Raw genomic sequence first — 25031 nt, forward strand, 5'->3', positions numbered from 1 at the left:
TGAAAATTCGGTTTTACAATGAAAGAATCTGATAAATATGAGCAATCAATACGTGTAGAAAGAATTGCAACAAAAGAGGATGAGCTAAGAAACCCGATACTAATTGAGGGTACAAAATTTTCTGAAATACCAATTCCAAAAGATAAACAGAACTTAATTGAACGATTTGAAAAGCTTTATGCTCAAAGATGGTTTGAAGTCATGCAAAAACATTTTTTGGAAAAAAAATGTAAGGGGCTGAGTAATGAAATTTTTTATGAACAAGAAATTGAAGAATTGGAAACATTTATTTCTAAAACAAGGACCTTAAATATCTTTGATGCAATTGATAAAAATATTCAATCAAGCTACTATGAGTTTTTAAGGCTAGAAAATAATTATTATAATAGTAACTTGAAATACCAAAATGACTTTGAGGTATTTGATTACTTTAATCATGATTCAGATTATGTTTATGCGAAGTATTTTCTTTACAAAAAATGGCTAGAAAGTAGTTTGTCTGAGCTTCAAGGAATTAATACTCCTGCTCACTATATTAATGAAAATACCGAATTGCAGCAAATGATAAATGTCGTTTTCTCAGGTGATGGAGATATGGTTAATTTATTAAAGTACTTCTCTGATAACTTTACATCGACTTACAAAAAATTCACAAATCTTACAAAATACAACCAAATTTATTATTATTTTAATGTTGATGATATTAAAATAGAGCAAGCTGCCTACAAAAGATTAATTATGCTTCTCTTTGAATTTGACTATAAGAAGTCGGAAATCAAAGGTGTAAGCCCAAAACATCAAATGACACTTGATAATCTTAAAATATCGTATAATAATTCTAAAGGATAACAGACTTTAGTTGCTCTAGAATAAAATAGTAATAACTACGGAATAACTACGGAATAACTCTATTTTTACTTTGTACCCATAATAAACAATTATTAAATTATGAGTACAATTCAATTTGTCGGAATTCATCCGACCGACCTAATCATGGAATTAAAAAATTCTTTGATCCCGGAATTAACAGCTAAGCTTTCAACGCAATTCCAACCTGTCCAACCAACGGAATATCTTACGCGTTCCGAAGTGTGTAAACTTCTCAAAATCGATTTATCGACACTCCATAGATGGCGGAAAGAAAATGTTATTCCTAGCTATGGAATGCAGAATCGTGTTTATTTTAAGCGAAGCGAAGTTGAGCAATTAATCAATCAAAACAAGTTGAGTTAAAGAATTGCCATTTGATAAAAAAGGGAGTAGATAAACAACTCCCTTTTTTGTTCAAAATATGTAACAGTGGCAACTATTACAACATCCCAAAGATAGAAAACTATGATTGATAATTTGAAATTGAGAGTGGTTGATCAGGATATAATACAAAGGCTTTTAAATAATGAGAATATTATGCCTTGCAAACCGAAAACAAACTGTTATGATTCTTTCAAACATTCTGAATTTGGATTGAAATTAAGCTTTGATTTCCGAAAGGCAATAGATAAAGGTATATTGATAGGTTACAGTTATTTAGACATGAATTTAAGCCCTCATTATCACAATAATCAATACAAACATAACGGAAATGATTTTAATCCTTTGCAGGCTACGAACGCAATTTCTGATATTGTTACATACTTGAATATAAAACCTCACGAATGTGACAGGCTAAAAGTGTGTAATATCGAATTTGGAGTTAATATTGTCCCAGACATGGATGTCAAACAACTTATTGATGGTCTTTTTCTATATAAGAGAACACTTTTCAAAGTTCCTAACTGTAAGTTGCCATATTACAGGAAATCAGACACAACAACATTTAAAGAAATAAAGGCATATGCTAAAGGTTTGCAGTTTATAGAATTTCCAAAATACGATATAAATCCAAACACTTTCCGTTTTGAAATAAAAAGTAAACAGACGAAGTATATAAAAACCTGTGGAATAAATACCATTTCTGATTTGATGAGGTTGGAAGTTTACAACAGTTTAATTCAAAATATTTTAAACGAATGGGAATTGATTTTATTGGTCAATGTCAATCTTAAAACAAACGAATTGGACACTTATAAAAGAGAAGACCGCCAATTTATTCAAGATGCAAAAAGATTGGATTTTTGGAATATTTTAATGACTAAACACCGGAATACTTTCAATTCTAATAAAGAGAAATATTACGGAATCCTGAATGATAAAGATAATCTGCATAAACAAATTAAGATTTTAATTATTGACAAATTAACGTCATTCTCAGAATGTGCAAAATCCACATAGCAAAGTACCATAAATACGGAAAAACAACGAACCAATAAAATGAACTCTCAATTGATAAACTTGGAATCTGCACATTGTAACAGATGTATTGTAACAGGCTTAAATATTTCAATGCAGAAAAAAAGTAGTAGGTTTTTATTTATTACAGGCTTGAAATATTATCGAGATAATGAGCCGGAAATATATAAATTTCTACAATTGAAATTCTTAACATCGAAAGGTAAGCAACAAACTGAAGATCGACAAATGGAGCGTATTTGCAAAAACATAAGAAATATGGACAGTAATAAAAGAAATAATAGGAAAGCTTATGAAAAAAGAAATAATAAGCCCGGTCAATTACAATTCCCATTTGAAACAGGATTTGATTAATATCTTTTCATTTTATTGTTAACTTAAAGAGAGTTAACAACCGAAACAATGAATCTTTAAAATTACCTGAAAAATTATAGCAACTTTCTTTGTATTGCTATTCTTTAATAATTCTCTATCTTTACATATAATATTAGAAATATAGCGTTAGCTATTATTCGATGGAGTAAAAACGACCAAATAAAATTACAGACCGTTGAATGATAAGCAAATGCCCATGCTATGCGTGGGCTGTGCTTATTGTTGGTCTGTGGGTGCTTGGTCGTACCTTACTCCGATAATGTACAGACCCACGTTCTTTTTTTGTATAGGTCTGTTTGATAGTGATTAATAAAATTTAAATAGATCAGTAATGAAAAAAGTTTTTTTTGTGTTTGCCTTGTTGTTTATTAATGCAAACTTATTTTCTCAACAATTATCTTATCAAGACACAATTTCAGGAACCTATCAAAGTGCTATGATAAAGATAGCGCAGAGCTATAATGATGCTAGCAAGGTTATTCAATACAAAGACAAAGAGGAGGGGATAATTGTGCTTAAAGCGGCTTTTGGCTTTGATATCCCATTTTCATGGGGTGCTAATAAAACAGTTGATGGCATGATATATTATTCTCTGACAATAACGGATATAGGAAAAAATCAACTTACGATAAAGATGGATAATTTTGAACATCGTTCACATGGTAGTAAAAGTTTTGGTATCATAACAACCGATGAGGAACCTAATGTGAATACATCGCAAACAAAAGGTTGGAGAATCAAAGTGTATAATCGAATGAGAGAATATAGTGAACGAAATTATTTATCAATAAAATCAATTCTCAATAATAATTGATTAGATTAAGATAACAGAAAAGGGTTAATATAATAGCCCTTTTTTATTTTTCGATACAAAAATAAATTACATTGAAAAATTCATAACTTACAAAAAAAACGGCAAAATAAGGTAAATTTCTTATAAAATTAAAAAAAATAATGTTCCTACACTATTCCATAAATATGGCACTAAGTACTAAAAAGTTAGCTTTCATATTTTTGTGTTAAGTGTCTTATTCTCTGTGTTTAGATTGGGTTAAGTTTACATCAATTGAGTTATAAATTCACTAATTTTTGGAAGTGCGTCATAAATGCCTCTACCAGCTAGGGATGAACCAACACTAGCACACCATGCCATCAGTTTTTTTCCGAATTCAGGTTTGTCTTTATTATTTTCAGCCAGGATTGTATTTAATTGTTGAATCTCGATATCGTTAACTCCTAAATCCTTTAAATTTTTTTCTTGAATCGGAGATAGAGTGTTTGTGTATTCAGACTTTATAGATATATTGTTACCAGCTGCATTGTTCAGATTGTTGTTAGGTGCGTATATGTTATTTGTAATGATATTTGAAACCGCTTCATTATTTAGTTTAGAGTTTTCAAAATCATTTTCTAAGTCTGGAAATTGTTCGTTTAAATCCATAAGTATATCTAATAATTTTTGTTTTGTGAGATCTAAAACATTTTGAAAGTGCAGTTTTGCAAGTGTTCTATATCCTTTTCTTATCCATCCACCTTGCGATTTTACATTTTTGATGTATAATTGACTGAATACTTCTACCTGTTCAATACTAAGTTTCATGTTCCACTCAGGGCCCTCAACGTTTTTTACACTATTCTCTATAGTAGAAATAGGCATTAATATTTTATGAAATTTTGAAATTTCAATTGCTTCTTTATCAAACGTATCAGGCAGATTAACATTAATCTTGATTTGTTGACTCGTTTGAAATTCTGCAATTAAAACTATGGGCGCGACTACTATTCGATATTCTGGTACTTCAAGTGAATCGTAACCTTCTATTTCATTTTTTAGCCAATCTTTAAAAGATTTATTTTTAATCTTTGATTCTATGAGTTTGGCTCTCGTTAATGCTTGGGTCAGAGTAATATTATCGTATGCAATATCTGTAATTAATTGCTTTATCATATTTTTAGTTTTTCCGAATATACAAAAGATTATTTACTCATTCCATTTATCTTTTAAGGCTTGTAATGTCACATAATCAATAAAACCAAAACACATTTTATAATGCATGATAGAAGTACAATTGAATATAAATGAAATTCACAATAGTATTCATTGATATGTCCGATTGCTGAAAAATATATTATCATTTAATTTTGTACTCAATTCTCATATTTTAATTTGAGTTTTCATGGTTATTAGTTTTTATCCTCGGCTACGGTCGGGGATTTTTAATTATATTTGGCTTTCTAAAAACTACTGACATGAGTAATACAAAGAAACAGGATGGGACCCCTGAAAAAACCTCATTAATTGAAAATCAAGAAGAACAGAAAGATGATCGTCCCGTATGTGGTTTGATTATGCCAATTGCAGATACAGAAGGTTATCCTGCTGGTCATTGGGAAGAATTGAAAAGACTTTATATTTCTGTTGGTGAAGATGCTGGTTTTCGTACTCGACTTGTAAGCGACAGTGATGATGTTAGAATAATTCAAAAGAATATTGTACAAAATGTTTTTGATGATGATATTGTAATTTGCGATGTAAGTTCAAAGAATCCTAATGTAATGTTTGAACTTGGATTAAGGCTAGCGTTTGATAAGGCTGCGGTAATTGTGAAAGACAATATTACAGGTTATTCTTTTGATACAAGCCCTATCGCTCATATTAATTATCCTAAAGATTTAAGATATTATGATATTGAAGATTTTAAAATTGAATTAAAATCTAAATTATCTGCTACCTATACAGAGTCTAAAAAAACCAATCATTCAATGTATTTAGATAGTTTTGGTAAATTTATTGTGAAGGGCATACAAACACAAGAGATCACTGATAGTCAATTTGTTTTAGAAAGTCTTAGAGATATAAAAAATGAACTTAGAGGTTTACGTTCAAGTAAAAATAATAATTTAGTTAATAACAAGTTCAGAAATTCAAGTCCTAATATTAAGGCTAATTCAGATTATTTAAATGATATGTTTGAAAATTATTTAAATAACAAAAGGGAGGGTGGACAAATTAGCCCTGGAGATTTTTATAGATATGTAAGTGATCTAGCTGATCTTTTGGGGGATGAAATACCTTCTCAACAATCTACGTATGATTTTTTTAAAAGTAAAATATCACTGGATAAATTAACTTAACAAACTTTTTATTTCCTCTAAGAAGTAAGATTTATTTTTCTTCTCTCAATTATTTTTTTTATTATTATTTACCCATTCTTGAAATCCAGGGGAACATCAGCGTATATTAAAGGCTTTTTTTCTGACTAAATATTACCGAAAAAAAAGGCAAATTTTAATTTATCGGGAAAATATCGGGAAATACTTATAGCAAAAAACCCTAAGACATTATATGTAAATGAATTAGGGTTTTGTTGTGAGGTGCCTAGCGGATTCGAACCGCTGTAGATGGTGTTGCAGACCACTGCCTAGCCGCTCGGCCAAAGCACCGTTTTTACCATTTTTGAGGTGTGCAAATATAGTAAAATATATTATTCAACAAAAATTTTAGGGTAGATTTCTATGACAGGAATTCTTTTTATCTGTTTATCAGTCGGATAAATTTTAAAACAAATACTGATATTGTGCTGCGGATATATCAAATTCCGTTTAATATTAATTTTAAAGAAGCATTGGTATCAATAACGGCAGTAATAGCAGATGATGATAAAAGTATTTTTGTGGGTTTCAGGTTAAAAACTCTTCCGCTCATTTTTAATCCTTTATAATATTCTTTGTTGAAAGCTTCTTCAATGCTTTTTTTAGAACTGTTTTCCAGATCTTCTGTAGGGATGCCGTACTCTTCTTCGATCATTTTTACAATTTTTCCCTGGAATAAAACAGAGGCGGTTTTATGTATAATATTGGAAGTCTTAAGCTTGAATTTGGTTTCTGAGAGTACAATTTTTCTTTTTATTTCATCATACACCGGAATTCCCGAGATAATGCAGGTTCCTTTTATGTATCCTTCGGTCTGAGCCTCAATCATAATTCTATCATCTATTCCGTATACTCTGATGTCCGTAATTTTTACTTTGGAATCTCTTACATCGAATTCTTTATTCAAAAATGTTTTTTTTGCGATATTACTGGCTTCCGTATAAGGAATATTGGCTGTGGTTTGCAGTAAAAAATTATCGGCTAGTTTAGGCGAGAAATTGAAGTTTGAGGCTGTTTTTATGGGTTGTGAAGCTTCCGGTTTAGTTCCTGTAAACGTTTCGGAATAAATATCAATACCAATGCTAGTGTTGATCTGATTGGCATAAAATTTTAGCGGAGTAATATTTACGGTAATAGGAGAGACTTTTAGCCAGGTATTATATTCTTGCGAAATATTGAAAGGTTGTGAAAAAACGTTCCAGGCCATCACTGCATACTGTTGGAAATTCAGTTGTGTTGCCATTTGCTGATCAATAGTCTTGCAGAATTTTTCCTGTTGTTCTTTCAGGTTTTTTTCCACTAAAGAGGTAATAGGGATTTGAATTTTTCCGAAATCTAAAACCGGTTTTGTTACCCATCTGAAGCCGTTCGGTTTCGTACTGGTAGCAATCGTCCAATTGTTTTGAAAATTCAACGTAGTATTAAAAGACATTACCGTTTCAAAAGTTGTGTTTTGATAGGTGTAGATGCCCAATGTTCCGATACCTTTTTCTGCCCAGATTTTTAAAGGAACTTCTATTAAAAGGTTATTATTGGTTCCTCCGACTAATCGTATAGGTCGGGTTTTCCATACTTTTACCTTAAACTGATCATTATTGTTATCCGTATAAGAATCGTCCTGATAGATAAGCTCTTTTACGGAAGCATTAATCATATTGCTAATTTCCGCAAGAGGAATTGTTACCGGCATGGTAACATTGGATTTTATCTTCGGGAAATTGTAAGCTGTAGCTTGATTATCAACATTGGTTTGTCCAAAGATATTGATGAAACTAACCAGAAAAAATATTTTGATGAACTTCAATGGTGTGATTTTTATAAAACTAAATTAAGGAATAAATTAATTTACAGGTTTAAAGCTTTGTTCCAATTCAATACTCGCGCCTTTCATTTCACCTTGCATAGGAGGAGCTGTTTTGGTAATTTTTAATTTAATATAATCAATCTGCGAAAATTTTTCATGAATACTGGAAATGATTCTTCCTGCTACATGTTCCAATAATTTAGATTTGATTTCCATCTCGTCATGAATGATTTGGTTAATATCTGCATAACTGATGGTGTCATTCAAATCATCTGATTCTGCAGCCTTCCAAAGATCGGTATGAATTTCGAGATTTAAAATATAATACGTTCCGATAATGTTTTCTTCGGGGAGAACTCCGTGATAAGCATATATTTTTAAATCTTCAAGATATATTTTGCTCATATTTTTAGTTTGTAAGGTTAAAAAAAGCGAGTATTTAACTCGCTTTATACTATTTAATTGATTTTGATAAATCAAGCATTGCTTCGATGGGTTTCAATGCCTTTAATCTCAATTCTTCGTCGATCAATATCTCAGGAAGCTCATATTTCATACATAAATACAGTTTTTCCATTGTATTACGTTTCATATAGAAACACTCTGAACAGTTACAGCTTTCATCAAAAACTAAAGCAGGAATCAATTCTTTATGAGGAGCACGTTTTCTCATTTCGTGCAAAATTCCTTCTTCTGTGGCAATGATGAATTTCTGGCAATCGTCTTGTTCAACATAATTCAATAGGGCAGATGTAGAACCGATATAGTGAGCCAGTTTTAAAACGGCTTCTTCACTTTCCGGGTGAGCAATTAATTTTGCATCAGGATTGTCGGCCAATTGTTTTGCAATTCTCTCCATAGAAAACGCCTCATGAACGATACAGCTCCCATCCCAAAGAATCATATCGCGACCTGTTTTTTGAGATAAATATCTTCCCAAATTTTTATCTGGAGCGAAGATAATTGGTCTGTCTTTTGGAAGAGCTTCAATCACTGTTTCAGCGTTTGAGCTTGTTACAATGATATCACTTTCAGCCTTAGTTTCCGCATTACAATTGATGTAAGTCGCTACCAAAGCATTTGGGTGCTGTTCACGCATTTTTCTCAATCCTTCTCCTGAGCATCCGTCTGCCAAAGAACATCCTGCCATCGTATCCGGAAGAACTACTTTTTTCGTTGGATTCAGAATTTTTGCAGCTTCTGCCATGAAATGTACTCCACAGAATACAATCATATCGGCATTGGTATCTTTTGCCTGTCTTGCCAATTGTAGAGAATCTCCAAGGAAATCAGCGATATCCTGAATTTCTCCGGGTTGGTAATAATGCGCTAAAATGACCGCATTTTTTTCTTCTTTTAATTTAAGAATTGCTTTTACAAGCTCTTCTCCTTGAGGAATCACTAAATCTTTTATATCCAAAAATCCTTTTACCGGAATTGTAGATTTAGCTTTTTCTAATGTTTCTGTACTCATATCAACCTCAATGTTTTTTGAATATAGAAGTTAGAAGTTTGGGGTTAGAAATTAGAAGTTGAAATGTTCGAATTTAAAATAATCATCAAACTTTCATCTTCCTGGTTCAGGCTTCCATTCTTTTAACTTCCGATAAAATTTTTTATTAAACTTTCTATTTCTCTTTTTGCTTCGTCCAAATCCGTATTGATGACAATTTTGTCAAATTCATTAGCATAAGACATTTCTTCTTCTGCTTTTGCTACACGGGTTTTTATGGTTTCTGCATCATCTGTGTTTCTTGAAATCAATCTTCGTTCCAATTCTTCAATGGAAGGGGGTTCAATGAAAATTGACAATGCTTTTTCTCCAAAATATTTTTTTAGGGAAATTCCGCCTTTTACATCAACATCAAAAATAACAACTTTTCCCTGATTCCAGATTTTTTCAACTTCAGATTTTAAAGTCCCGTAATATTTATCCGTATAAACTTCTTCAAATTCTACAAAAGCATCTTCCGTAATTTTCTGTCTGAATTCATCCGGTGTTAAAAAATGATAATCTACTGCGTGAGTTTCACTTCCTCTCGGCTGCCTTGTTGTGCAAGAAATTGAGAACTGCAGCTCATTAAATACCTCCAAAGAATGTTTTACTAATGTAGTTTTTCCGCTTCCAGACGGTGCTGAAAATATGATAACTTTATCCATATGGTTGTTGGTTGCTTGTTTTCGGTTGCCTGTTTTCCAGCAACTGTCAACGATTAACTAGCAACTATTATAATACGTTTAACGTCTGTTCTTTAATTTTTTCCAAATCATCCTTCATCATCACTACCAGTTTCTGAATTTGTGCGTGATTAGCTTTTGATCCTAAAGTATTGATTTCACGACCGATTTCCTGAGAAATAAAACCAAGTTTTTTTCCATTGAAATCTTCATTGTCCATTACTTCTTTATAATATTTTAAGTGCTGAGCCAATCTCACTTTTTCTTCGGAAATATCCAGTTTCTCTGTGAAATAAGCCATTTCCTGATAAAAACGAGTTTCATCAACGTTTTCAAATTCTTTTAAAGTTTTTTGATAACGTTCCCTCACAGCAATGATTCTTTCTTCTTCAAAAGGAATCACTTCAGCTAAGTTTTTATCAATATTCTGAATGTTTCTTTCTAATTCCTCATGTAGAATTTTTCCTTCCGTTTTTCTGAATTCTTCAAAACGATCAATAGCTGTATTTACAATTTTTGCCAATGCTTCCCATTCACCTTCTGCCAATTCATCGGGTCTTGAAGTGATGGCATCAGGAAGTCTTACCGCCATTTTCAGATACTCAAAATCGGGTCCGTCCGCAGCAACTTCGCGAAGCTGATTGATGTATGAATCAATTAACCCTTTGTTGATTTTCACATCGTTGGTTTCTTCAAGATTCTCTATATTAACATAGCAATCTACTTTTCCACGGATGAGTCTATCGTTTAGAATTTTTCTTACTTCAAATTCTTTTTCTTTATATCGCAAAGGAATTTTAATATTCAAATCAAAGCTTTTGCTGTTCAATGATTTAATATCTATTGTAATTTTTTTTCCTTCAAAAACATCTTCGGCTCTGCCGAATCCGGTCATTGATAAAATCATAGTTTTTTATTGTCGTACAAAGATAATCATTTAAGTCTATAGTTTAACTAAAGTGCAATGGTAGGAAGCTAGAAGAGGGAAGAGGGAAGATTGTTTTCAATATAAATAACGGTAAGTCTTAAACTTCCAGCTTCAAACTTCAGACTTCCATCTTCCGGCAAATTCAGAAAAATAAAATTCAAATTATCTCAATTTCGTAAATTAGCGCTGTGAAAAAGAAAAATTTGATTTCTGTAGTAGGACCCACCGGAATTGGTAAAACGAAACTGGCAATTGATTTGGCTCAACATTTCAATACAGAGATTATTTCCTGTGATTCCAGGCAGTTTTTTAAAGGGATGGAAATTGGTACAGCAGCACCTTCTGCAGAGGAATTGGCGGAAGCACCTCATCATTTTATCGGGAATCTTTCGGTTCAGGAATATTATTCAATTGGGCAATATGAAGAAGATGCGTTGAAAAAACTCAATGAACTTTTTCAAAATCATGATACGGTCATCTTGGTTGGCGGAAGTATGATGTATGAAAAAGCGGTAATCGAAGGGTTGAATGATTTGCCGGAAGCTGATGAAGACAATCAGAAAAAACTACATGAAATTCTTGAAACCGAAGGAATTGAAAAACTTCAGGAAATTTTAAAAGAACTCGATCCCGAATATTTTGCAATAGTTGATTTTCATAATCACAGAAGGCTTTTACGGGCCATTGATGTTATTTGGCAAACCAATAAAAAATATTCTGAACAAATTGCTGTTTCACAAGATTCCAGAGATTTTAAAACCATCAGAATCGGAATTGAAGCGCCACGAGAAGAATTGTACGACCGAATCAACAGGAGAGTGGATATGATGATGGAGAAAGGATTGTTGGAGGAAGCAAAAAGTCTGGAAGAATTTAAAGATTTGACGGCATTGAAAACGGTTGGTTACTCTGAACTATTCAAATATTTTGATGGTGAATGGGAATTGGATTTTGCCGTTTCTGAAATTAAGAAAAACAGCCGAAGATATGCAAAACGCCAGTTGACATGGTACCGAAAAGCGGATGATATTCATTATTTGCCTTTGGGATATTCTCAGGAGGATTTTGATGGACTGATTGGGTATATTAATGGACAAACATCAATTCACTAAAAGTTTTTTTGACGCAAAGATTTATTTTTAATTCTGAATATTTTTAAAGGAGCAAAGAATGGAATCAACTTCATTGATTCTTACGAAGCTTTCTTTACCAGAAGCTTTATCGATTTGCTTTGTTCTTTGACCTAATATCTAATTATAAAATAAAAATGCGATCCCGAAAGACCGCATTCCATTAACAATATAATTTAATTTACTACTTCCAACCGCCTCCTAATGCTCGGTACAAATCTACAATGCTGCTTAATCTCTGTCTTTTTACGGATGCAAGATTCAGCTCTGCCTGCAGAGAATTTCCCTGAGCTGTTATTACTTCTAAATAGTTTGCCATTCCGCCTTTGTAAAGCATTTCGGCACTTTTAATTCCATTTTTTAAGGTTGTCACTTGTTCGGTAGCTTTTTGTTCCTGAACTTTTAAGCTTTCGTTAGAAACCAAAGCATCAGAAACTTCACCAACAGCATTTAAAACAGATTGACGGAATGCCAATACGTTTTTCTCTCTCTGAATTTTAGCAACATTCAAATCCGTTTTCAATTGTCTTTTCTGGAAAATAGGCTGAGTAATTCCTCCTAAAACAGAACCGAACAATGAAGCCGGAATCTGAAACCAGTTGTCAAATTTAAATGAGTTCACTCCTCCGTTTGCAGTAATTTTCAATGAAGGATACATATTTGCCTGAGCAATTCCTACGATTGAATTGGATTCTAACAATACCAGTTCTTGCTGACGAACATCTGGACGACGGCTTACCATGGCTGCAGGAAGTCCTGCAGAAATGTCCTGAGGTAAAGAAGTGTCAGACATTTCAATAGTTCTGGTAATCTTGTTTGGATTTTCACCAATCAAAATACTCAATGCATTTTCCTGAATCGCAATATTTTGTTCTAATTGTGTAATCAGAAGTTCTGTAGACTGCTTTTGTGCGGTTGCCTGTTGAACTCCCAACGAAGTGGTATCACCACTTTTCCACATTTTTTCTGTAATGGAAAGGGTATTTGTGCTTAATTCTAAGTTTGATTTGGCAATCTGTAATTGTTTGTCAAGCATCAATAAATTGTAATATCCCTGAGCAATCGCTGCAACAACTTGTGTCTGAATTGCTTTTGTAGCTTCATAAGTTTGCAGGTACTGCATTCTTGAAACTTCCTGTTGATTTTTGATCTTTCCCCAAATATCGGCTTCCCATGAAAGGTTGAACGCTGCATTATAATCTTCAACATGACTTTGACCTAAAAATAGATTTAAGCTCTGTCCGTTCATGCTGTTTTTTGAAGGTTTTGAAATCTGCGCTGAAACTCCGAAACCCACATCAGGATATTGAAGATATTTTGCCTGTTTTAATTTTTCCTGTGATGAAGCGACTTGTTTTAAAGCAATCTGTAAATCGTAATTGTTTTTAATCCCTTTTTCAATCAGGGTTTGCAACATTGGGTCACTGAAAAATTCTTTCCATTCTAAGTTGGCAACGCTGGCTGTATCAGCAGTTGCGGTATAGTTGAACGTTTCCGGAAGCTCAAGCTCAGGCTCCTTGAATGCCATTTTTGACACACAGGAGACCGAACCTAAAGCCAATCCAAAAGCGATGATGATATTAATTATTCTTTTCATATTTTTTAAATAAGCTTTTAATTGATTACAAAACTTTGAGAAATTGGATTTTGCAAAGAAGTCTTTAGTAGGAGAAAATGCTTTGCGTTATATGATATTAGTTTGAATAGTTTACTTCTCTATTGTATTCTCAAAGTTTTGTCAATCATTTTATTAATGAGCCGGACTTAAAAGTTCTTGCTCAAGTTTTTGTCTTTGAAGTCTTTTCTTTTTTCTGCTCGGCATTTTTTCATGTAAGTATTGGAAAATCACAAACATGACAGGAATAATGAAAATTCCGAATACTACTCCCGTGAACATTCCTCCAACAGTACTGATACCGATAGAATGATTCCCTTTTGCAGCTGCACCTTGTGACCAAACCAATGGTAACATACCCACGATGAACGCAAATGAGGTCATTAAGATCGGTCTTAAACGTAATCTTGAAGCCTGAAGAGCAGCTTCAATTAAACTTCTTCCTGCATTTCTTCTCTGAACGGCAAATTCTACAATCAGAATGGCATTTTTGGCTAATAATCCGACGAGCATGATCAATCCGACCTGAACATAAATATTATTATCAATTCCGGCTAATCCTGTGAAAGCAAATACCCCGAAAATCCCTGTTGGAATGGTTAGAATAACAGCAAACGGAAGTATATAACTTTCATATTGAGCTGCCAGTAGGAAATAAACAAAAAGAATACTTAATGCGAAGATAAATGTAGTTTGTCCGCTTGTCTTGATTTCTTCACGGGTAATTCCGGTCCATTCATATCCGAAACCTCTTGGAAGTGATTTCTGAGCAGTTTCTTCCACCGCTTTAATGGCGTCTCCGGTACTGTAGCCAGGTTTTGGAGTTCCGTTGATGGTAACCGCGTTGAATAAGTTGTTTCTTGTTACGGTTTCAGGTCCGAAAGTTCTTTTTAAAGTCACTAATGTTTTCACAGGAACCATTTCGCCTGATTTATTTTTAACATAGATTCCTTCCAGAGAATTTGCATCCGTACGATACGGAATATCTGCCTGAGCCATTACTCTGTAATATTTCCCGAATCTGTTGAAATCTGAAACAAAACTACTTCCGTAATAAATCTGCATGGTCTGCATCAATTCTGTAATCGAAACTCCCAGCTGATTTGCTTTGTCTGAATCTACATCAATCGTATATTGTGGATTTCCAGCTGCGTAAGTTGTAAAAGCAAACGCAATTTCCGGACGTTTCATCAATTCTCCGATAAATGCCTGGGTTGTTGTTCCTAATTGTTCGAAGGAGCCGTTGGTTTTATCCTGAAGCATAAATTCAAAACCGGAAACGTTACCAAATCCCTGAACAGTAGGGAAGTTGAAGAAGAATGCATTGGCATCTTTTACCTGTGATACTTTACCCGTTAATGTAGCAGCGATCTGATCAGGATCTTTTACTTCACCACGTTGATCATAATCTTTTAACTTAATAAATCCTGCAGAATAAGGAGAAGCATTGGCGTTACTGATAAAGTTCATTCCGTCGGCTACCCAAAGGTGATTCTTAGCTTTTTCACCATTGATGATTTGATCAATTTGTTCTGTAGCTTTATGTGTTCTATCTAATGAACTTCCCGGAGGAGTATTCACTGCGTACAACACGAAACCTTGATCTTCTGTAGGAATAAATCCTGAAGGTGCTTTTTTAATCAGAAAAACACTTCCTGCAATCAGAATGGCTAAACCTCCAATGGCAACCCATTTGTTCTTAATTAAAAACTTAAGGCTATAGATGTATTTTTTCGTCATGTTATCAAAACTAGCATTGAAAGCATTGAAAAATCTTGCTCCAAAACCTGTTTTTTTACCATGCTCACCGTGTTCTCCTTGAGGATCGTTCAGGAACATTGCACATAAAGCCGGGCTTAATGTTAATGCATTAATAGCAGAAATTAAAATTGCAATCGCCAATGTAAAGGCAAACTGTCTGTAGAAAACTCCCGCAGGTCCCTGCATGAAACCAACCGGAATAAATACGGCACACATCACCAATGTAATGGAAATAATGGCACCGGAAATTTCACTCATTGAGCTCATCGTTGCATGTTCTACCGGCATTCCTGTACGTTCCATTTTAGAATGGACCGCTTCAACGACTACAATTGCATCATCCACAACAATACCAATGGCGAGTACCAATGCAAACAATGTCAACATATTGATACTGAATCCAAATAACTGTAGGAAGAAGAATGTTCCGATAATTGCAACCGGAACAGCAATTGCAGGAATTAATGTAGATCTGAAATCCTGAAGGAAAATATACACTACAATAAATACCAGGATAAATGCAATGACCAAGGTCTCAACTACCTGATGAATGGATGCATCCAGGAAATCTTTAGAATTGTACATGATGATCGGTTCCACTCCTTTTGGAAGTGTGGTTTTCATCTGATCAACCTGTTTTTCAATTTCAGTTAAGATTTCGTTTGCGTTTGATCCTGCAGTTTGAAGAATGGCAAATCCGGCAACCGGTTTTCCGTCAACTCTGTTAGCTGCGGTGTAAGTATAAGATCCGAATTCTACTCTTGCCACGTCTTTCAGTCTTAGGAAAGAACCGTCGCTATTGGCTTTAATGGCAATATTCTCGTAGTCTTCGTTTTTGTTTAATTTACCTTTATATTTTAAAATATATTCGTAGGTTTCTTTACTTCCTTGTCCCAAACGACCAGGAGCTGCTTCCAGGTTGTGATCTTTTACTGCATTCAAAACCTCCTGTGGCGAAAGTCCGTTAGCAGCTAATCTGTCTGGTTTTAGCCAAAGTCGCATTGAATAATCTCGTGTTCCGAAAACCTGTGCCTGAGCAACCCCAGGAATACGCTGAATTTGAGGAATAACATTAATCTTCAAATAATTCTGCAAGAAAAGTTCATCATATTGTTTCGGATCATCACTTGATAATCCCATAAACATAATCATACTGTTCTGAACTTTCTGGGTTGAAATTCCGGCCTGTACAACTTCTTGTGGAAGTTGGCTCATTGCTTTGGAGACACGGTTCTGAACATTTACCGCAGCATTATCTGCATCGGCACCCTGTTTGAAAAATACACTTAACGTCATCGTTCCGTCATTACTGGAATTTGATGTCATATAAGTCATATTTTCAACTCCGTTCACGGCTTCTTCAATCGGTGTTGCCACTGAACGAGCCACAACTTCCGCATTTGCTCCCGGATAAAAAGCCGTCACCTGAACACTTGGTGGTGCAATATCCGGAAAGAGCGCGATGGGTAAATTAAAGAGGGACAAAGCCCCCAATAATAAAAGTATTATGGAGATGACCGTTGAAAGTACCGGTCTTTCTATAAATTGTTTTAACATAAGAAGTTTATTTTTTTAGTCTTCTGTATTGTGAATAGGATGTTTACAATGGTTTTGCTTTCAACAAACTGTCAGAAGAAATTGCTTTGGGCTTAATAGAAGCTCCGTCTTTTAAGTTACCTAACCCAACATATACGATTTTTTCTCCCGGTTGTACACCTTCAGAAATAAAGTAATAGTTCTCAGTTTTTCCGGAAATTTTTATCGGTTTGCTAGTCACTTTCTGGTCTTTTCCGACCACATAAACGTAAGTCTTATCCTGAATTTCAAACGTAGACTCTTGTGGAATCACCAATGCATTAGACATTAACTGAGGCATACGAACTCTTCCCGTATTTCCTGTTCTCAAAGTTCCGTTGGCATTTGGAAAAACTGCACGAACGCTGATGGCTCCGGTTGTTTTATCAAACTGCCCGTCAACAATGCTCATTTTTCCTTTTTGAGGATAAACACTGTTGTCTGCGATTACTAAATCTACCATTGGCATATTTTTCAGTTTTTCTTCTAAGGTCGCTCCCTGATATTTATTTTGGAAAGCAATAAAATCAAGCTCACTTAAAGAAAAGTAGGCATAGATCTCACTGATATCAGATAATAAAGTCAATGGATTCGCGTCGGTTCTCGAGATCAAACTTCCTTTTTTGTAAGGGATTCTTCCGATATATCCGCTTACCGGTGCTGTGATGGTGGTAAATCCAACGTTAATCTTAGCGCTTCCAACTGAAGCTCTTGCTTGTGAAGCGGCTGCAACCGCGGCTGCGTAATTTGCTTTTGCCGTTCTCAATTGTACATCAGAAACTACTTTTGCAGCAACAAGAGGTTCCAATCTGTCAACTTCTACTTTTGCTTTTTGAATGTTAGCATTAGCGGCCTGAAGATTGGCAGAGGCCATATTCATTTGCTCTCCGTAAGCTCTTGAATCTATTTTAAATAAAGGTTGTCCGGCTCTTACATAAGCGCCTTCTTCCACATAAATTTTATCTAAATAACCGTCCACCTGCGATCTGATTTCCACATTGTTTTTCCCTTCTAAAGCTGTTGGAAATTCCTGATATGTAGTAGCGGGAGACGTAATTACGGTATAAACAGGCAGTTCGGGAGCTGGAGGAGCCATATTTGATCCTTCGGCGGCCTTTGTGCAGTTTTGTAAAAGGATAATACTTGATATAAGTACGATGATCCTCGTTTTTCCAAATATTTTCATTTTAAGTTTAAATTTTTAATGAAGTGTTAAATTAAATAATGTTGTTTTTAAATTTGAATTCCGTTATATTTTCTAACAGTGTTAATGGTTTGTTCAAAAAAAATTTCAGAATTCTTAATCTTGCTTAAATTGTTGTTTTCATGATTACAATTTTTAGATGTTTTTTGGTTTGAATGGTTTTGCATGTTATTTTTCTTAACAGTGTTAATGATAAGGAAATAAAATCGCAAGAATTAATGTGAAAAAATCATATTTCATAATAGAAAATTGTTTTTAATGTTGGTTTAAGTATAGTTAAGATGAGGTGTAAATTGTGTTATTTTTACTAACGGTGTTAATTGAAATTGTAAAAAAAATTAATTTTTACGATTAATTTTCAAATCTTACATATGATGTTTTTTTAATTTTTAAATAAATACTGTATATTAATTCAGTGTTAATATTCCTAACGGTGTTAATTTTGGGTTCAAAAAAAATTACAAAGACTTAATGAAAGCAGAAACCGTTTCATCTAAAGTCGTCTTGTTCATCGTAGAAGGAATATCATCATTACGCATCATCATAATCGAGATCAATCCGTGTACTGCTGAAAACAGGGCGTGAGACATGTGACAGGCATTGTCAGGGTTTGATCCGTTTTTCTTGATAATTTCATACGTGCAATCGTAAAGCATGTCCTGAAAAGATGAAAATTCTTCTTTCATCATTCCTTTTCCGCTACATTGCATTCCCAATCCGAACATCAATTGATAGTACTCTTTGTTTTTGAATGCAAACTTCCAGTAAGCATCTACAATAGCTTTCAATTGTTCATCCGGAGCGTCGTGTTCTCTCTGGGCTTTTAACAATTCTATGTGCAAACAATTGAAACCATTTAACGAGATCTCGTATAAAATAGCTTCCTTGTTTTCAAAATAATCATAAACTACCGGTGCACTGTATTCAATGGCATCGGCAATTTTTCTCATGGAAAGTGAAGCCCAACCCTCAGTTTTAGCCAAAGAGAAAGCAGCGTCCAGAATGCTGGTGCGTATATTTTCTTTTTCTCTTTGTCGACGTTCATGTAGACCCATGATTTTTTATTACTAACAGTGTTAGCAAAACTACTAACTTTTGAACATATCTTCCAAACAATTTTTTGCATTTAATTTTTAACGAAAGGTTTGGAGAACTTTTTTAATTTGAATGAATGCTGATAGAATAGGTGTCTTAGGTTACTTTAAGTTACTAATATCTGAATTATTGTAAAAATTAATGAGGTCGATAGTTTAGTTCAATTGGGTTAAATTTTTTTAAATTCCCTAAACTTTCATCTTCCTGCTTCACGCTTCCTTACTTTAATGAAAGAAATTTTTATCTTTGTGGCTAAATAAAAAGTTATGAATACGCCCTCAAATATGATCGATCTGGGTACGAAAGCACCATTTTTTGAGCTTCCCAACCCGTCAAAAACAAACGAAATTCAGTCATTGGATGATCTGAAAGGAGAAAAAGGTACATTGGTAATCTTTATGTGTAACCATTGTCCGTTTGTTCTTCATGTCATTGATAAATTAAACGAATTATATGAAGACTACAATGAAAGAGGGATCGAATTTATCGCAATAAACTCTAATGATGTAGAGAAATATCCTGCAGATTCGCCGGAAAAAATGATCGAATTCCAAATTGAAAGAAATTTTGATTTTCCTTATTTGTATGACGAAAGCCAGGCAATTGCAAAAGCTTATGATGCAGCTTGTACACCGGATTTCTTTTTCTTTGATGAGAAATTGGACCTTGTCTACAGAGGGCAAATGGATGATTCAAGACCGGGAAATAATAAAGATGTAACTGGAGAAGATTTAATTATTGCTTTTGAAAATCTTTTGTTGGGTGAAGCTCAGGAAGAAATTCAGAGACCAAGCATGGGTTGCAATATTAAGTGGAAATAAAATTGAACACTATAAAAATGAAAAGCCGTCAGATTCTGACGGCTTTTTTTTATGTAAGAAAAGGATTGTGTTGTTTTTCAAATCCGATTGTTGTAGAATTTCCATGACCGGAGAAAACTTGGGTTTCATCATCAAGGATGAACAATTTTGTTTTAATACCGGTAATTAATTGCTCATAATTTCCTTTGTATAAATCCGTTCTTCCAATACTTCCTTCAAAAAGAACGTCACCGGAAATCATGAATTTTTTGACTTCATTATGATACACCACACTTCCTGGAGAGTGTCCTGGAACATGGTAAATTTTAAATTGCTCTCCGTCAAGATCAAGTTCATCACCTTCATTCACATATTGTGTTTCTACTTTCACAGGAGGGACCTGGAATCCGAATCTGGCACCGCTTGCCGAAAGCATATCCAAAACTTCCTGATCATCCTTATGTAAAATAACAGGCGTTTTAAAGATGTCGAAAGCCCATTGTAAGCCTAATACATGATCGATGTGAGCATGGGTTAAAAGAATTTTTTCAATGTTTAATTTATTTTCAGTGATAAAGTTGCTGATAACATGAGTTTCCTGCTCATTCATATTTCCCGGATCAATAATCCATGCATTTTTATTATCGTTATAAAGGATATACGTATTTTCACTGGCAAAATTGAACACGAATCTCTGGATATGAAGCATAATTGAATATTTTCCCCAAAAATACAATATTATGGAGAAAATGGGTATTTTTCGTTATCTTCGTCATAATGAAAACTTTGCAATTACTTTTATTTTCTTTGAGCGGACTGATGTTTGGACAAAATATCCAAAGTATTCAGCTTTTTAATCCTCAAACCAACGATGAGACACCGGTAATCAAAATGAACGAGACGCTGGTTTTAAGTTTTGATGATCTTACCAATGGCAGCGAAATTTACAGATATACCATAAAGCATTATAACAGAAACTGGGAAGACGACAATCTTTTCTTTACTGAATTTGCGAATGGAAGTTTGAACGGATTACTTGATAATTTTCAATATTCATTTAATACATTACAAGCGTACACTCATTATAAGTTGACATTTCCTAATGAAAAAATACAGCCTAAAATTTCAGGAAATTTTGAATTGATCGTTTATAAAGATTCTGCTGAAAAGCCTCTTTTCAAAAGACGCTTCTATGTCGTGGAAGATAATGCTGCTGTAGCTCTGGAAGTTTCAAGATTTGCAGATAAAAATCCCAATATCAACCAAAGAGTAGAGGTGCAGGTAGTTTCGAAAGGCGGCGACTTATCTTCAAATGTAAATTCGATGAGTCTGAATGTTATGCAGAATAACAATCCGAATGTGGCTGTTAACAATTTAAAACCAAGTGCAACATTGGGCAGTAAACTGCTTTTTCAACAAACCAATCTTTCTTTTCCCGGAAATAATGAATTTTATTATTTTGATAATAAAAACATGAACATGGCTGCAGATATGGTGCGTGCAACGGAAGTGAAAGACGGAGTAAATCATACCTATCTTCATCCGGTTTGGGCATATCCTCTGAATTATCAATATCAACCCGATGTAAACGGAGCTTGGTATTACAGACGAAATGATTTGGGGCTCGAAAGAAATGCTGAGAAAGAGGCTGATTATTCATGGGTTTATTTTTCAATAGATTCAGATCCTATGGAAAAAGAGTTGTATGTTTTAGGAGGTTTCAATGGTTATAAACCTTCTAAAGAATGTCAGATGCAATATGATGAAGCTACTAAAAAATATGTAGCAAAAATATATCTAAAACAAGGTTTTTATAATTATGTTTTGGCAACGAAGGAAGCAAACGGATCCCTGAATTTCGGTGAAGTCAATGGAAATTTCTGGCAGACAGAAAATCTTTACCAAGGCTTTTTGTATTACGCTCCTTTTGGCAGAAATTATGACGGTTTAATGGGATACGGTGAATTTAGAACACCGATTAGATAATAAAAAAAATCTCCCGGTTTATATAAGCCGGGAGATTTTTTTATGGGTTTAGTTTCTGTTTCGAAACAATTATTTTGAAATAATCAGAGTCTTCAAAACAGATTCCGTTTTCTTTCCAATAGGGGTTTTTAGGTTCAACCAGAGGCACATTAAAAGTTTTTAAATTTTCTGTAATTTGTTCAAACTCTTCTGTACTTTCCGGATAAAAGACTAAAATGTCATCTTCATCAAAAACCGATTTGGGTTCTTCAGAAGACTGAGTAAATTCAAGATGCCATTTTTCACCGTTTTTTCCAAGAAAAACACCATCGTAACCATCGTGATCTTGAAAACTTCCTAAAATATCAAAATTTAATATTTGAGTATAAAATTTTATCAGACTTTCAAGTTGGTTAGTATGTCTTGCGTAACGGAAAATCATACTTATTTACACTAAATAAAACTCATTAAGCTTTTCTTCACAAAGGGTTTTTACCACTTCAATCCATCGGTCTTCATCATTCAGGCAAGGAATATAATGGAAATTTTCTCCTCCTCCGTGCAAAAACTGTTCTTTTCCTTCTACAGAAATTTCTTCCAACGTTTCCAGACAATCTGATACAAACGCAGGGCAAACAATGGCAAGGTTTTTTACTCCTTTTCCAGGAATTGTTTCCAAAGTTTCGTCAGTATAAGGCTCGATCCATTTATCTTTCCCTAGTCTCGATTGGAAAGAGACAATTGTTTTTTCCTTTGGTAAATTAAGCTTTTCAATCACCAGATTGGTCGTAGTGAAACATTGGTGACGGTAGCAGAATTTATGACTCGGATTGCTCTCTCTTGAACAACAATCATTAAGGTTGCATGTTTTGGTAGGATCGGTTTTGTAAATATGTCTTTCCGGAACTCCGTGATAAGAAAATTGCAGGGCATCGAAGTTTTCAGGAAGTTTCTCCTTAATACTTTCTGCCAAACAGTTCACATAAATATCTCTGTCGTAAAACGGTTGGATATAATTGATTTTTACATCCGGAAACAGCTTTTTTCTTACTTCCTCTGCTTTTTCGATTACAGTTTCTGTTGTACTCATCGCATATTGCGGATACAAAGGGAAAAGTACAATTTCAGAAACGCCTTTCTCTGTTAATTTTCGGATACCAGTTTCAATGCTTGGTTCTGCATATCGCATTCCGATTTCTACCGGAACATCAACCAGCTTTTGAAGTTTTTGCTGAATTTTTTCTGTGATGACAATCAACGGAGATCCCTGATCTGTCCAAACTGTTTTGTAAGCTTCCGCAGATTTTGCAGGTCTGGTTTTTAAAATAATTCCACGAACCAGCAATGCACGGAAAATCCAACGATAGTCGATTACCCTTTCATCCATCAGGAATTCATCGAGATATTCTTTTACATCATTTACTTCAGTAGATTTCGGTGATCCTAGATTGACTAATAAAATTCCTTTCATAAATATAAATAATGAGTAATTGGTAATGAGTAATTTTTATTGCTTATTATTTTTTACTGATTACTTATGTTTTTATCCGTTTACAGCTTCTACTTTTTCTACTAAATCAGGCACGAATTGTTTCAAGATATTTTCAATTCCGTTTTTCAGAGTAGCGGTAGAACTTGGGCATCCTGAACAAGCTCCCTGAAGAAGCATTTTTGCAGTTTTATGTTCCTGATCATACTCCATCAAAGAAATTTTTCCACCGTCGTTTTCTACTGCAGGTGCAACGTATTCATTCAGAATATCAGAAATTCTTTGTTCGTCATTCGTATATTCTCTGTTGATGATTTTTTCTACAGGATTTTCGTGTTTCTGAGCTTCAATATTGGATATTTTACCTCCATTTTGAAGATATTCAGCAATAAAACCACGAACAGCCATCATCACCTGATGCCATTCTACAGAATTATCTCTTGTAACTGCCACGAAATTATCAGAAATAAAAACTTCCTTAGCAAAATCAAATTCTTTGAGAATTGCCTGAGCCAATGGAACTCCTTCTGCTTCATCTTTTGATTTTACCTCTACAAAACCTTCTATCAATAATTGATTAGAAACAAATTTCATTGCATTCGGATTTGGCGTCATTTCCGCGTAAATCTGATACATTTCTTTTCTTTTTTGAAGATAAATTCTCGGGTTTGCCAACAATTCGTCTTCTACTATATTTTTCAGGCTTTCAGCTACATGTTCCCATTCCACCGTATCTTGTTTTGCGACCGCAACAAAATTAGCCGTGATGAAAATTCTTTCCACAAAAGGATAATTGAAAAGTTCCTGTGCTAAAGGAATTTCTGAAATATCTGAATCTCTGTCCAACTCTAAAGATCCCGGAATCAGGTTGTAATCTGCTACAAATTTCATCACTTTCGGGTTTTCGGTCGGTTCTATAAGGATAGTATGCATTTTTTCGTTAAATTTGAGATACAAAAATACGGAATTAGAAATTGAAGTTAGAGGCTGGAAGTTAGATTTTCGCTATCGGTATCATTTTAAATTGATGAGATATAAAATTTAATTATCAGATGAACTTATTATCAAATATTCAAATTAAAAATATGGCACTTATAAAAGAACTTTTAGGAAAAGCACCACAGATAGGAGAAAACACTTTTTTGGCAGAAACCGCTACCATTATTGGAGATGTTACGATGGGAAAAGATTGCAGTATTTGGTATAATGCCGTGATCCGAGGAGATGTTCATTACATCAAAATGGGGAATAAGGTGAATGTTCAGGATAATGCAATGCTTCATTGTACCTATCAAAAACATCCTTTAAATATTGGAAATAATGTATCGATAGGTCATAATGCAATCGTTCACGGATGTACAATCCACGATAATGTTTTGATCGGAATGGGTTCCATTGTCATGGATGCTTGTCTTGTGGAAGAAAATTCTATTGTAGGTGCAGGTTCTGTAGTAACGCAGGGAACTCATATTAAGTCCGGAGAAGTTTGGGGTGGTGTTCCTGCAAGGAAAATTAAGGATATCAATGCTCAGTTGCTGGAAGGAGAAGTGAACAGAATCGCGGATAATTATGTGAAATATTCCTCTTGGTATAAAGAAAACACTAAAGAAATTGAAGGATAATTTTTAAAATTACGTCACTTCAAAAAATGAATAAAAAAGCTCTCTCAA

Annotated in this window: 24 protein-coding genes and 1 tRNA gene; 10 read left to right on the forward strand and 15 right to left on the reverse strand. The window is 34.0% G+C overall.

The annotated features are described in order from the left end of the window. Window positions 1-18 precede the first annotated feature (18 nt). The 5 genes from LV842_RS13165 (at window position 19) to LV842_RS13185 (ending at window position 3478) form a co-directional block, all read left to right on the forward strand. On the forward strand, window positions 19-849 hold the full coding sequence (locus tag LV842_RS13165) for a hypothetical protein (protein ID WP_233111907.1): 831 nt from the start codon (window positions 19-21) through the stop codon (window positions 847-849). 99 nt (window positions 850-948) lie between these two features. After that, window positions 949-1233, forward strand: coding sequence for a helix-turn-helix domain-containing protein (locus LV842_RS13170; RefSeq protein WP_233111908.1), 285 nt, complete (start codon window positions 949-951; stop codon window positions 1231-1233). Between the two features lie 102 nt (window positions 1234-1335). Beyond that, window positions 1336-2271: a hypothetical protein gene (locus tag LV842_RS13175; RefSeq protein ID WP_233111909.1), complete on the forward strand. Its 936-nt coding sequence runs from the start codon at window positions 1336-1338 to the stop codon at window positions 2269-2271. A gap of 111 nt (window positions 2272-2382) precedes the next feature. Continuing rightward, the gene (locus LV842_RS13180; RefSeq protein WP_233111910.1) at window positions 2383-2643 is read left to right on the forward strand and encodes a hypothetical protein; all 261 of its coding nucleotides are present in this window, start codon (window positions 2383-2385) and stop codon (window positions 2641-2643) included. A gap of 352 nt (window positions 2644-2995) precedes the next feature. Next, window positions 2996-3478 (forward strand): DUF4468 domain-containing protein, encoded by a 483-nt coding sequence (locus LV842_RS13185; RefSeq protein ID WP_233111911.1) that lies wholly within the window; start codon window positions 2996-2998, stop codon window positions 3476-3478. A gap of 243 nt (window positions 3479-3721) precedes the next feature. Here LV842_RS13185 and LV842_RS13190 read toward each other — a convergent pair whose 3' ends face one another. After that, complete coding sequence (locus LV842_RS13190) at window positions 3722-4612, reverse strand: AbiTii domain-containing protein (RefSeq protein ID WP_233111912.1); 891 nt, start codon at window positions 4610-4612, stop codon at window positions 3722-3724. Window positions 4613-4914: 302 nt separating this feature from the next. On the opposite strand from LV842_RS13190, the gene LV842_RS13195 reads away from it, so the two are divergent. Continuing rightward, a complete protein-coding gene (locus LV842_RS13195) occupies window positions 4915-5799 on the forward strand; it encodes a hypothetical protein (protein WP_233111913.1) in 885 nt (294 codons plus the stop codon). A 238-nt stretch (window positions 5800-6037) separates the two neighbouring features. On the opposite strand, the gene LV842_RS13200 is transcribed toward LV842_RS13195, so the two are convergent. From LV842_RS13200 to LV842_RS13225, 6 genes are all read right to left on the reverse strand, one after another. After that, a tRNA-Cys gene (locus LV842_RS13200) sits at window positions 6038-6108 on the reverse strand. A gap of 148 nt (window positions 6109-6256) precedes the next feature. Further along, window positions 6257-7621 (reverse strand): DUF4403 family protein, encoded by a 1365-nt coding sequence (locus LV842_RS13205; RefSeq protein WP_233111914.1) that lies wholly within the window; start codon window positions 7619-7621, stop codon window positions 6257-6259. A gap of 36 nt (window positions 7622-7657) precedes the next feature. After that, a complete protein-coding gene (gene folB / locus LV842_RS13210; RefSeq protein WP_233111915.1) occupies window positions 7658-8026 on the reverse strand; it encodes a dihydroneopterin aldolase in 369 nt (122 codons plus the stop codon). Between the two features lie 49 nt (window positions 8027-8075). Then, entirely contained in the window at window positions 8076-9095 is a 1020-nt protein-coding gene (gene nadA / locus LV842_RS13215) for a quinolinate synthase NadA (protein ID WP_233111916.1), read from the reverse strand. A gap of 122 nt (window positions 9096-9217) precedes the next feature. Continuing rightward, window positions 9218-9781 carry a guanylate kinase gene (gene gmk, locus LV842_RS13220; RefSeq protein ID WP_233111917.1) on the reverse strand — a complete coding sequence of 188 codons (564 nt, stop codon included), beginning with the start codon at window positions 9779-9781 and terminating at the stop codon, window positions 9218-9220. A gap of 67 nt (window positions 9782-9848) precedes the next feature. Next, window positions 9849-10694 (reverse strand): YicC family protein, encoded by an 846-nt coding sequence (locus tag LV842_RS13225; RefSeq protein ID WP_233111918.1) that lies wholly within the window; start codon window positions 10692-10694, stop codon window positions 9849-9851. Between the two features lie 221 nt (window positions 10695-10915). On the opposite strand from LV842_RS13225, the gene miaA reads away from it, so the two are divergent. Next, complete coding sequence (miaA, locus tag LV842_RS13230; protein WP_233111919.1) at window positions 10916-11839, forward strand: tRNA (adenosine(37)-N6)-dimethylallyltransferase MiaA; 924 nt, start codon at window positions 10916-10918, stop codon at window positions 11837-11839. 202 nt (window positions 11840-12041) lie between these two features. Here the strand turns inward: miaA and LV842_RS13235 are convergent, their stop codons facing one another. The 4 genes from LV842_RS13235 to LV842_RS13250 form a co-directional block, all read right to left on the reverse strand. Continuing rightward, window positions 12042-13454 (reverse strand): efflux transporter outer membrane subunit, encoded by a 1413-nt coding sequence (locus LV842_RS13235; protein WP_233111920.1) that lies wholly within the window; start codon window positions 13452-13454, stop codon window positions 12042-12044. Window positions 13455-13607: 153 nt separating this feature from the next. Further along, window positions 13608-16790 (reverse strand): efflux RND transporter permease subunit, encoded by a 3183-nt coding sequence (locus LV842_RS13240; protein ID WP_233111921.1) that lies wholly within the window; start codon window positions 16788-16790, stop codon window positions 13608-13610. Between the two features lie 43 nt (window positions 16791-16833). Beyond that, complete coding sequence (locus LV842_RS13245; protein ID WP_233111922.1) at window positions 16834-17994, reverse strand: efflux RND transporter periplasmic adaptor subunit; 1161 nt, start codon at window positions 17992-17994, stop codon at window positions 16834-16836. A 476-nt stretch (window positions 17995-18470) separates the two neighbouring features. Continuing rightward, window positions 18471-19067, reverse strand: a complete 597-nt coding sequence (locus tag LV842_RS13250; RefSeq protein WP_233111923.1) for a TetR/AcrR family transcriptional regulator — start codon at window positions 19065-19067, stop codon at window positions 18471-18473. 306 nt (window positions 19068-19373) lie between these two features. On the opposite strand from LV842_RS13250, the gene LV842_RS13255 reads away from it, so the two are divergent. Beyond that, window positions 19374-19928 carry a thioredoxin family protein gene (locus tag LV842_RS13255; RefSeq protein ID WP_233111924.1) on the forward strand — a complete coding sequence of 185 codons (555 nt, stop codon included), beginning with the start codon at window positions 19374-19376 and terminating at the stop codon, window positions 19926-19928. A gap of 49 nt (window positions 19929-19977) precedes the next feature. Here the strand turns inward: LV842_RS13255 and LV842_RS13260 are convergent, their stop codons facing one another. Next, complete coding sequence (locus LV842_RS13260; protein WP_233111925.1) at window positions 19978-20616, reverse strand: MBL fold metallo-hydrolase; 639 nt, start codon at window positions 20614-20616, stop codon at window positions 19978-19980. Window positions 20617-20684: 68 nt separating this feature from the next. On the opposite strand from LV842_RS13260, the gene LV842_RS13265 reads away from it, so the two are divergent. Then, the gene (locus tag LV842_RS13265; RefSeq protein WP_233111926.1) at window positions 20685-21893 is read left to right on the forward strand and encodes a type IX secretion system plug protein; all 1209 of its coding nucleotides are present in this window, start codon (window positions 20685-20687) and stop codon (window positions 21891-21893) included. A gap of 40 nt (window positions 21894-21933) precedes the next feature. Here LV842_RS13265 and LV842_RS13270 read toward each other — a convergent pair whose 3' ends face one another. From LV842_RS13270 to LV842_RS13280, 3 genes are all read right to left on the reverse strand, one after another. Beyond that, on the reverse strand, window positions 21934-22314 hold the full coding sequence (locus LV842_RS13270; RefSeq protein ID WP_233111927.1) for a VOC family protein: 381 nt from the start codon (window positions 22312-22314) through the stop codon (window positions 21934-21936). A gap of 6 nt (window positions 22315-22320) precedes the next feature. Next, window positions 22321-23343, reverse strand: coding sequence for a ferrochelatase (hemH, locus tag LV842_RS13275; protein WP_262909425.1), 1023 nt, complete (start codon window positions 23341-23343; stop codon window positions 22321-22323). Between the two features lie 72 nt (window positions 23344-23415). Beyond that, the gene (locus LV842_RS13280; RefSeq protein WP_233111928.1) at window positions 23416-24294 is read right to left on the reverse strand and encodes a NifU family protein; all 879 of its coding nucleotides are present in this window, start codon (window positions 24292-24294) and stop codon (window positions 23416-23418) included. 152 nt (window positions 24295-24446) lie between these two features. Between LV842_RS13280 and LV842_RS13285 the strand changes: the two genes are divergently transcribed. After that, the gene (locus LV842_RS13285) at window positions 24447-24983 is read left to right on the forward strand and encodes a gamma carbonic anhydrase family protein (protein ID WP_233111929.1); all 537 of its coding nucleotides are present in this window, start codon (window positions 24447-24449) and stop codon (window positions 24981-24983) included. Window positions 24984-25031: the final 48 nt, after the last annotated feature.

Source organism: Chryseobacterium gwangjuense, from assembly GCF_021311115.1.
In the GTDB taxonomy this organism is placed as follows: Bacteria; Bacteroidota; Bacteroidia; order Flavobacteriales; family Weeksellaceae; genus Chryseobacterium; species Chryseobacterium gwangjuense.

Bases quoted from the DNA above. Each gene is read 5' to 3' on its own strand.
- LV842_RS13165 (WP_233111907.1), top strand. From the start codon at position 19: ATGAAAGAATCTGATAAATATGAGCAATCAATACGTGTAGAAAGAATT.
- LV842_RS13170 (WP_233111908.1), top strand. From the start codon at position 949: ATGAGTACAATTCAATTTGTCGGAATTCATCCGACCGACCTAATCATG.
- LV842_RS13175 (WP_233111909.1), top strand. From the start codon at position 1,336: ATGATTGATAATTTGAAATTGAGAGTGGTTGATCAGGATATAATACAA.
- LV842_RS13180 (WP_233111910.1), top strand. From the start codon at position 2,383: ATGCAGAAAAAAAGTAGTAGGTTTTTATTTATTACAGGCTTGAAATAT.
- LV842_RS13185 (WP_233111911.1), top strand. From the start codon at position 2,996: ATGAAAAAAGTTTTTTTTGTGTTTGCCTTGTTGTTTATTAATGCAAAC.
- LV842_RS13190 (WP_233111912.1), bottom strand. From the start codon at position 4,612: ATGATAAAGCAATTAATTACAGATATTGCATACGATAATATTACTCTG.
- LV842_RS13195 (WP_233111913.1), top strand. From the start codon at position 4,915: ATGAGTAATACAAAGAAACAGGATGGGACCCCTGAAAAAACCTCATTA.
- folB (WP_233111915.1), bottom strand. From the start codon at position 8,026: ATGAGCAAAATATATCTTGAAGATTTAAAAATATATGCTTATCACGGA.
- nadA (WP_233111916.1), bottom strand. From the start codon at position 9,095: ATGAGTACAGAAACATTAGAAAAAGCTAAATCTACAATTCCGGTAAAA.
- gmk (WP_233111917.1), bottom strand. From the start codon at position 9,781: ATGGATAAAGTTATCATATTTTCAGCACCGTCTGGAAGCGGAAAAACT.
- LV842_RS13225 (WP_233111918.1), bottom strand. From the start codon at position 10,694: ATGACCGGATTCGGCAGAGCCGAAGATGTTTTTGAAGGAAAAAAAATT.
- LV842_RS13235 (WP_233111920.1), bottom strand. From the start codon at position 13,454: ATGAAAAGAATAATTAATATCATCATCGCTTTTGGATTGGCTTTAGGT.
- LV842_RS13240 (WP_233111921.1), bottom strand. From the start codon at position 16,790: ATGTTAAAACAATTTATAGAAAGACCGGTACTTTCAACGGTCATCTCC.
- LV842_RS13245 (WP_233111922.1), bottom strand. From the start codon at position 17,994: ATGAAAATATTTGGAAAAACGAGGATCATCGTACTTATATCAAGTATT.
- LV842_RS13250 (WP_233111923.1), bottom strand. From the start codon at position 19,067: ATGGGTCTACATGAACGTCGACAAAGAGAAAAAGAAAATATACGCACC.
- LV842_RS13255 (WP_233111924.1), top strand. From the start codon at position 19,374: ATGAATACGCCCTCAAATATGATCGATCTGGGTACGAAAGCACCATTT.
- LV842_RS13260 (WP_233111925.1), bottom strand. From the start codon at position 20,616: ATGCTTCATATCCAGAGATTCGTGTTCAATTTTGCCAGTGAAAATACG.
- LV842_RS13265 (WP_233111926.1), top strand. From the start codon at position 20,685: ATGAAAACTTTGCAATTACTTTTATTTTCTTTGAGCGGACTGATGTTT.
- LV842_RS13270 (WP_233111927.1), bottom strand. From the start codon at position 22,314: ATGATTTTCCGTTACGCAAGACATACTAACCAACTTGAAAGTCTGATA.
- hemH (WP_262909425.1), bottom strand. From the start codon at position 23,343: ATGAAAGGAATTTTATTAGTCAATCTAGGATCACCGAAATCTACTGAA.
- LV842_RS13280 (WP_233111928.1), bottom strand. From the start codon at position 24,294: ATGCATACTATCCTTATAGAACCGACCGAAAACCCGAAAGTGATGAAA.
- LV842_RS13285 (WP_233111929.1), top strand. From the start codon at position 24,447: ATGGCACTTATAAAAGAACTTTTAGGAAAAGCACCACAGATAGGAGAA.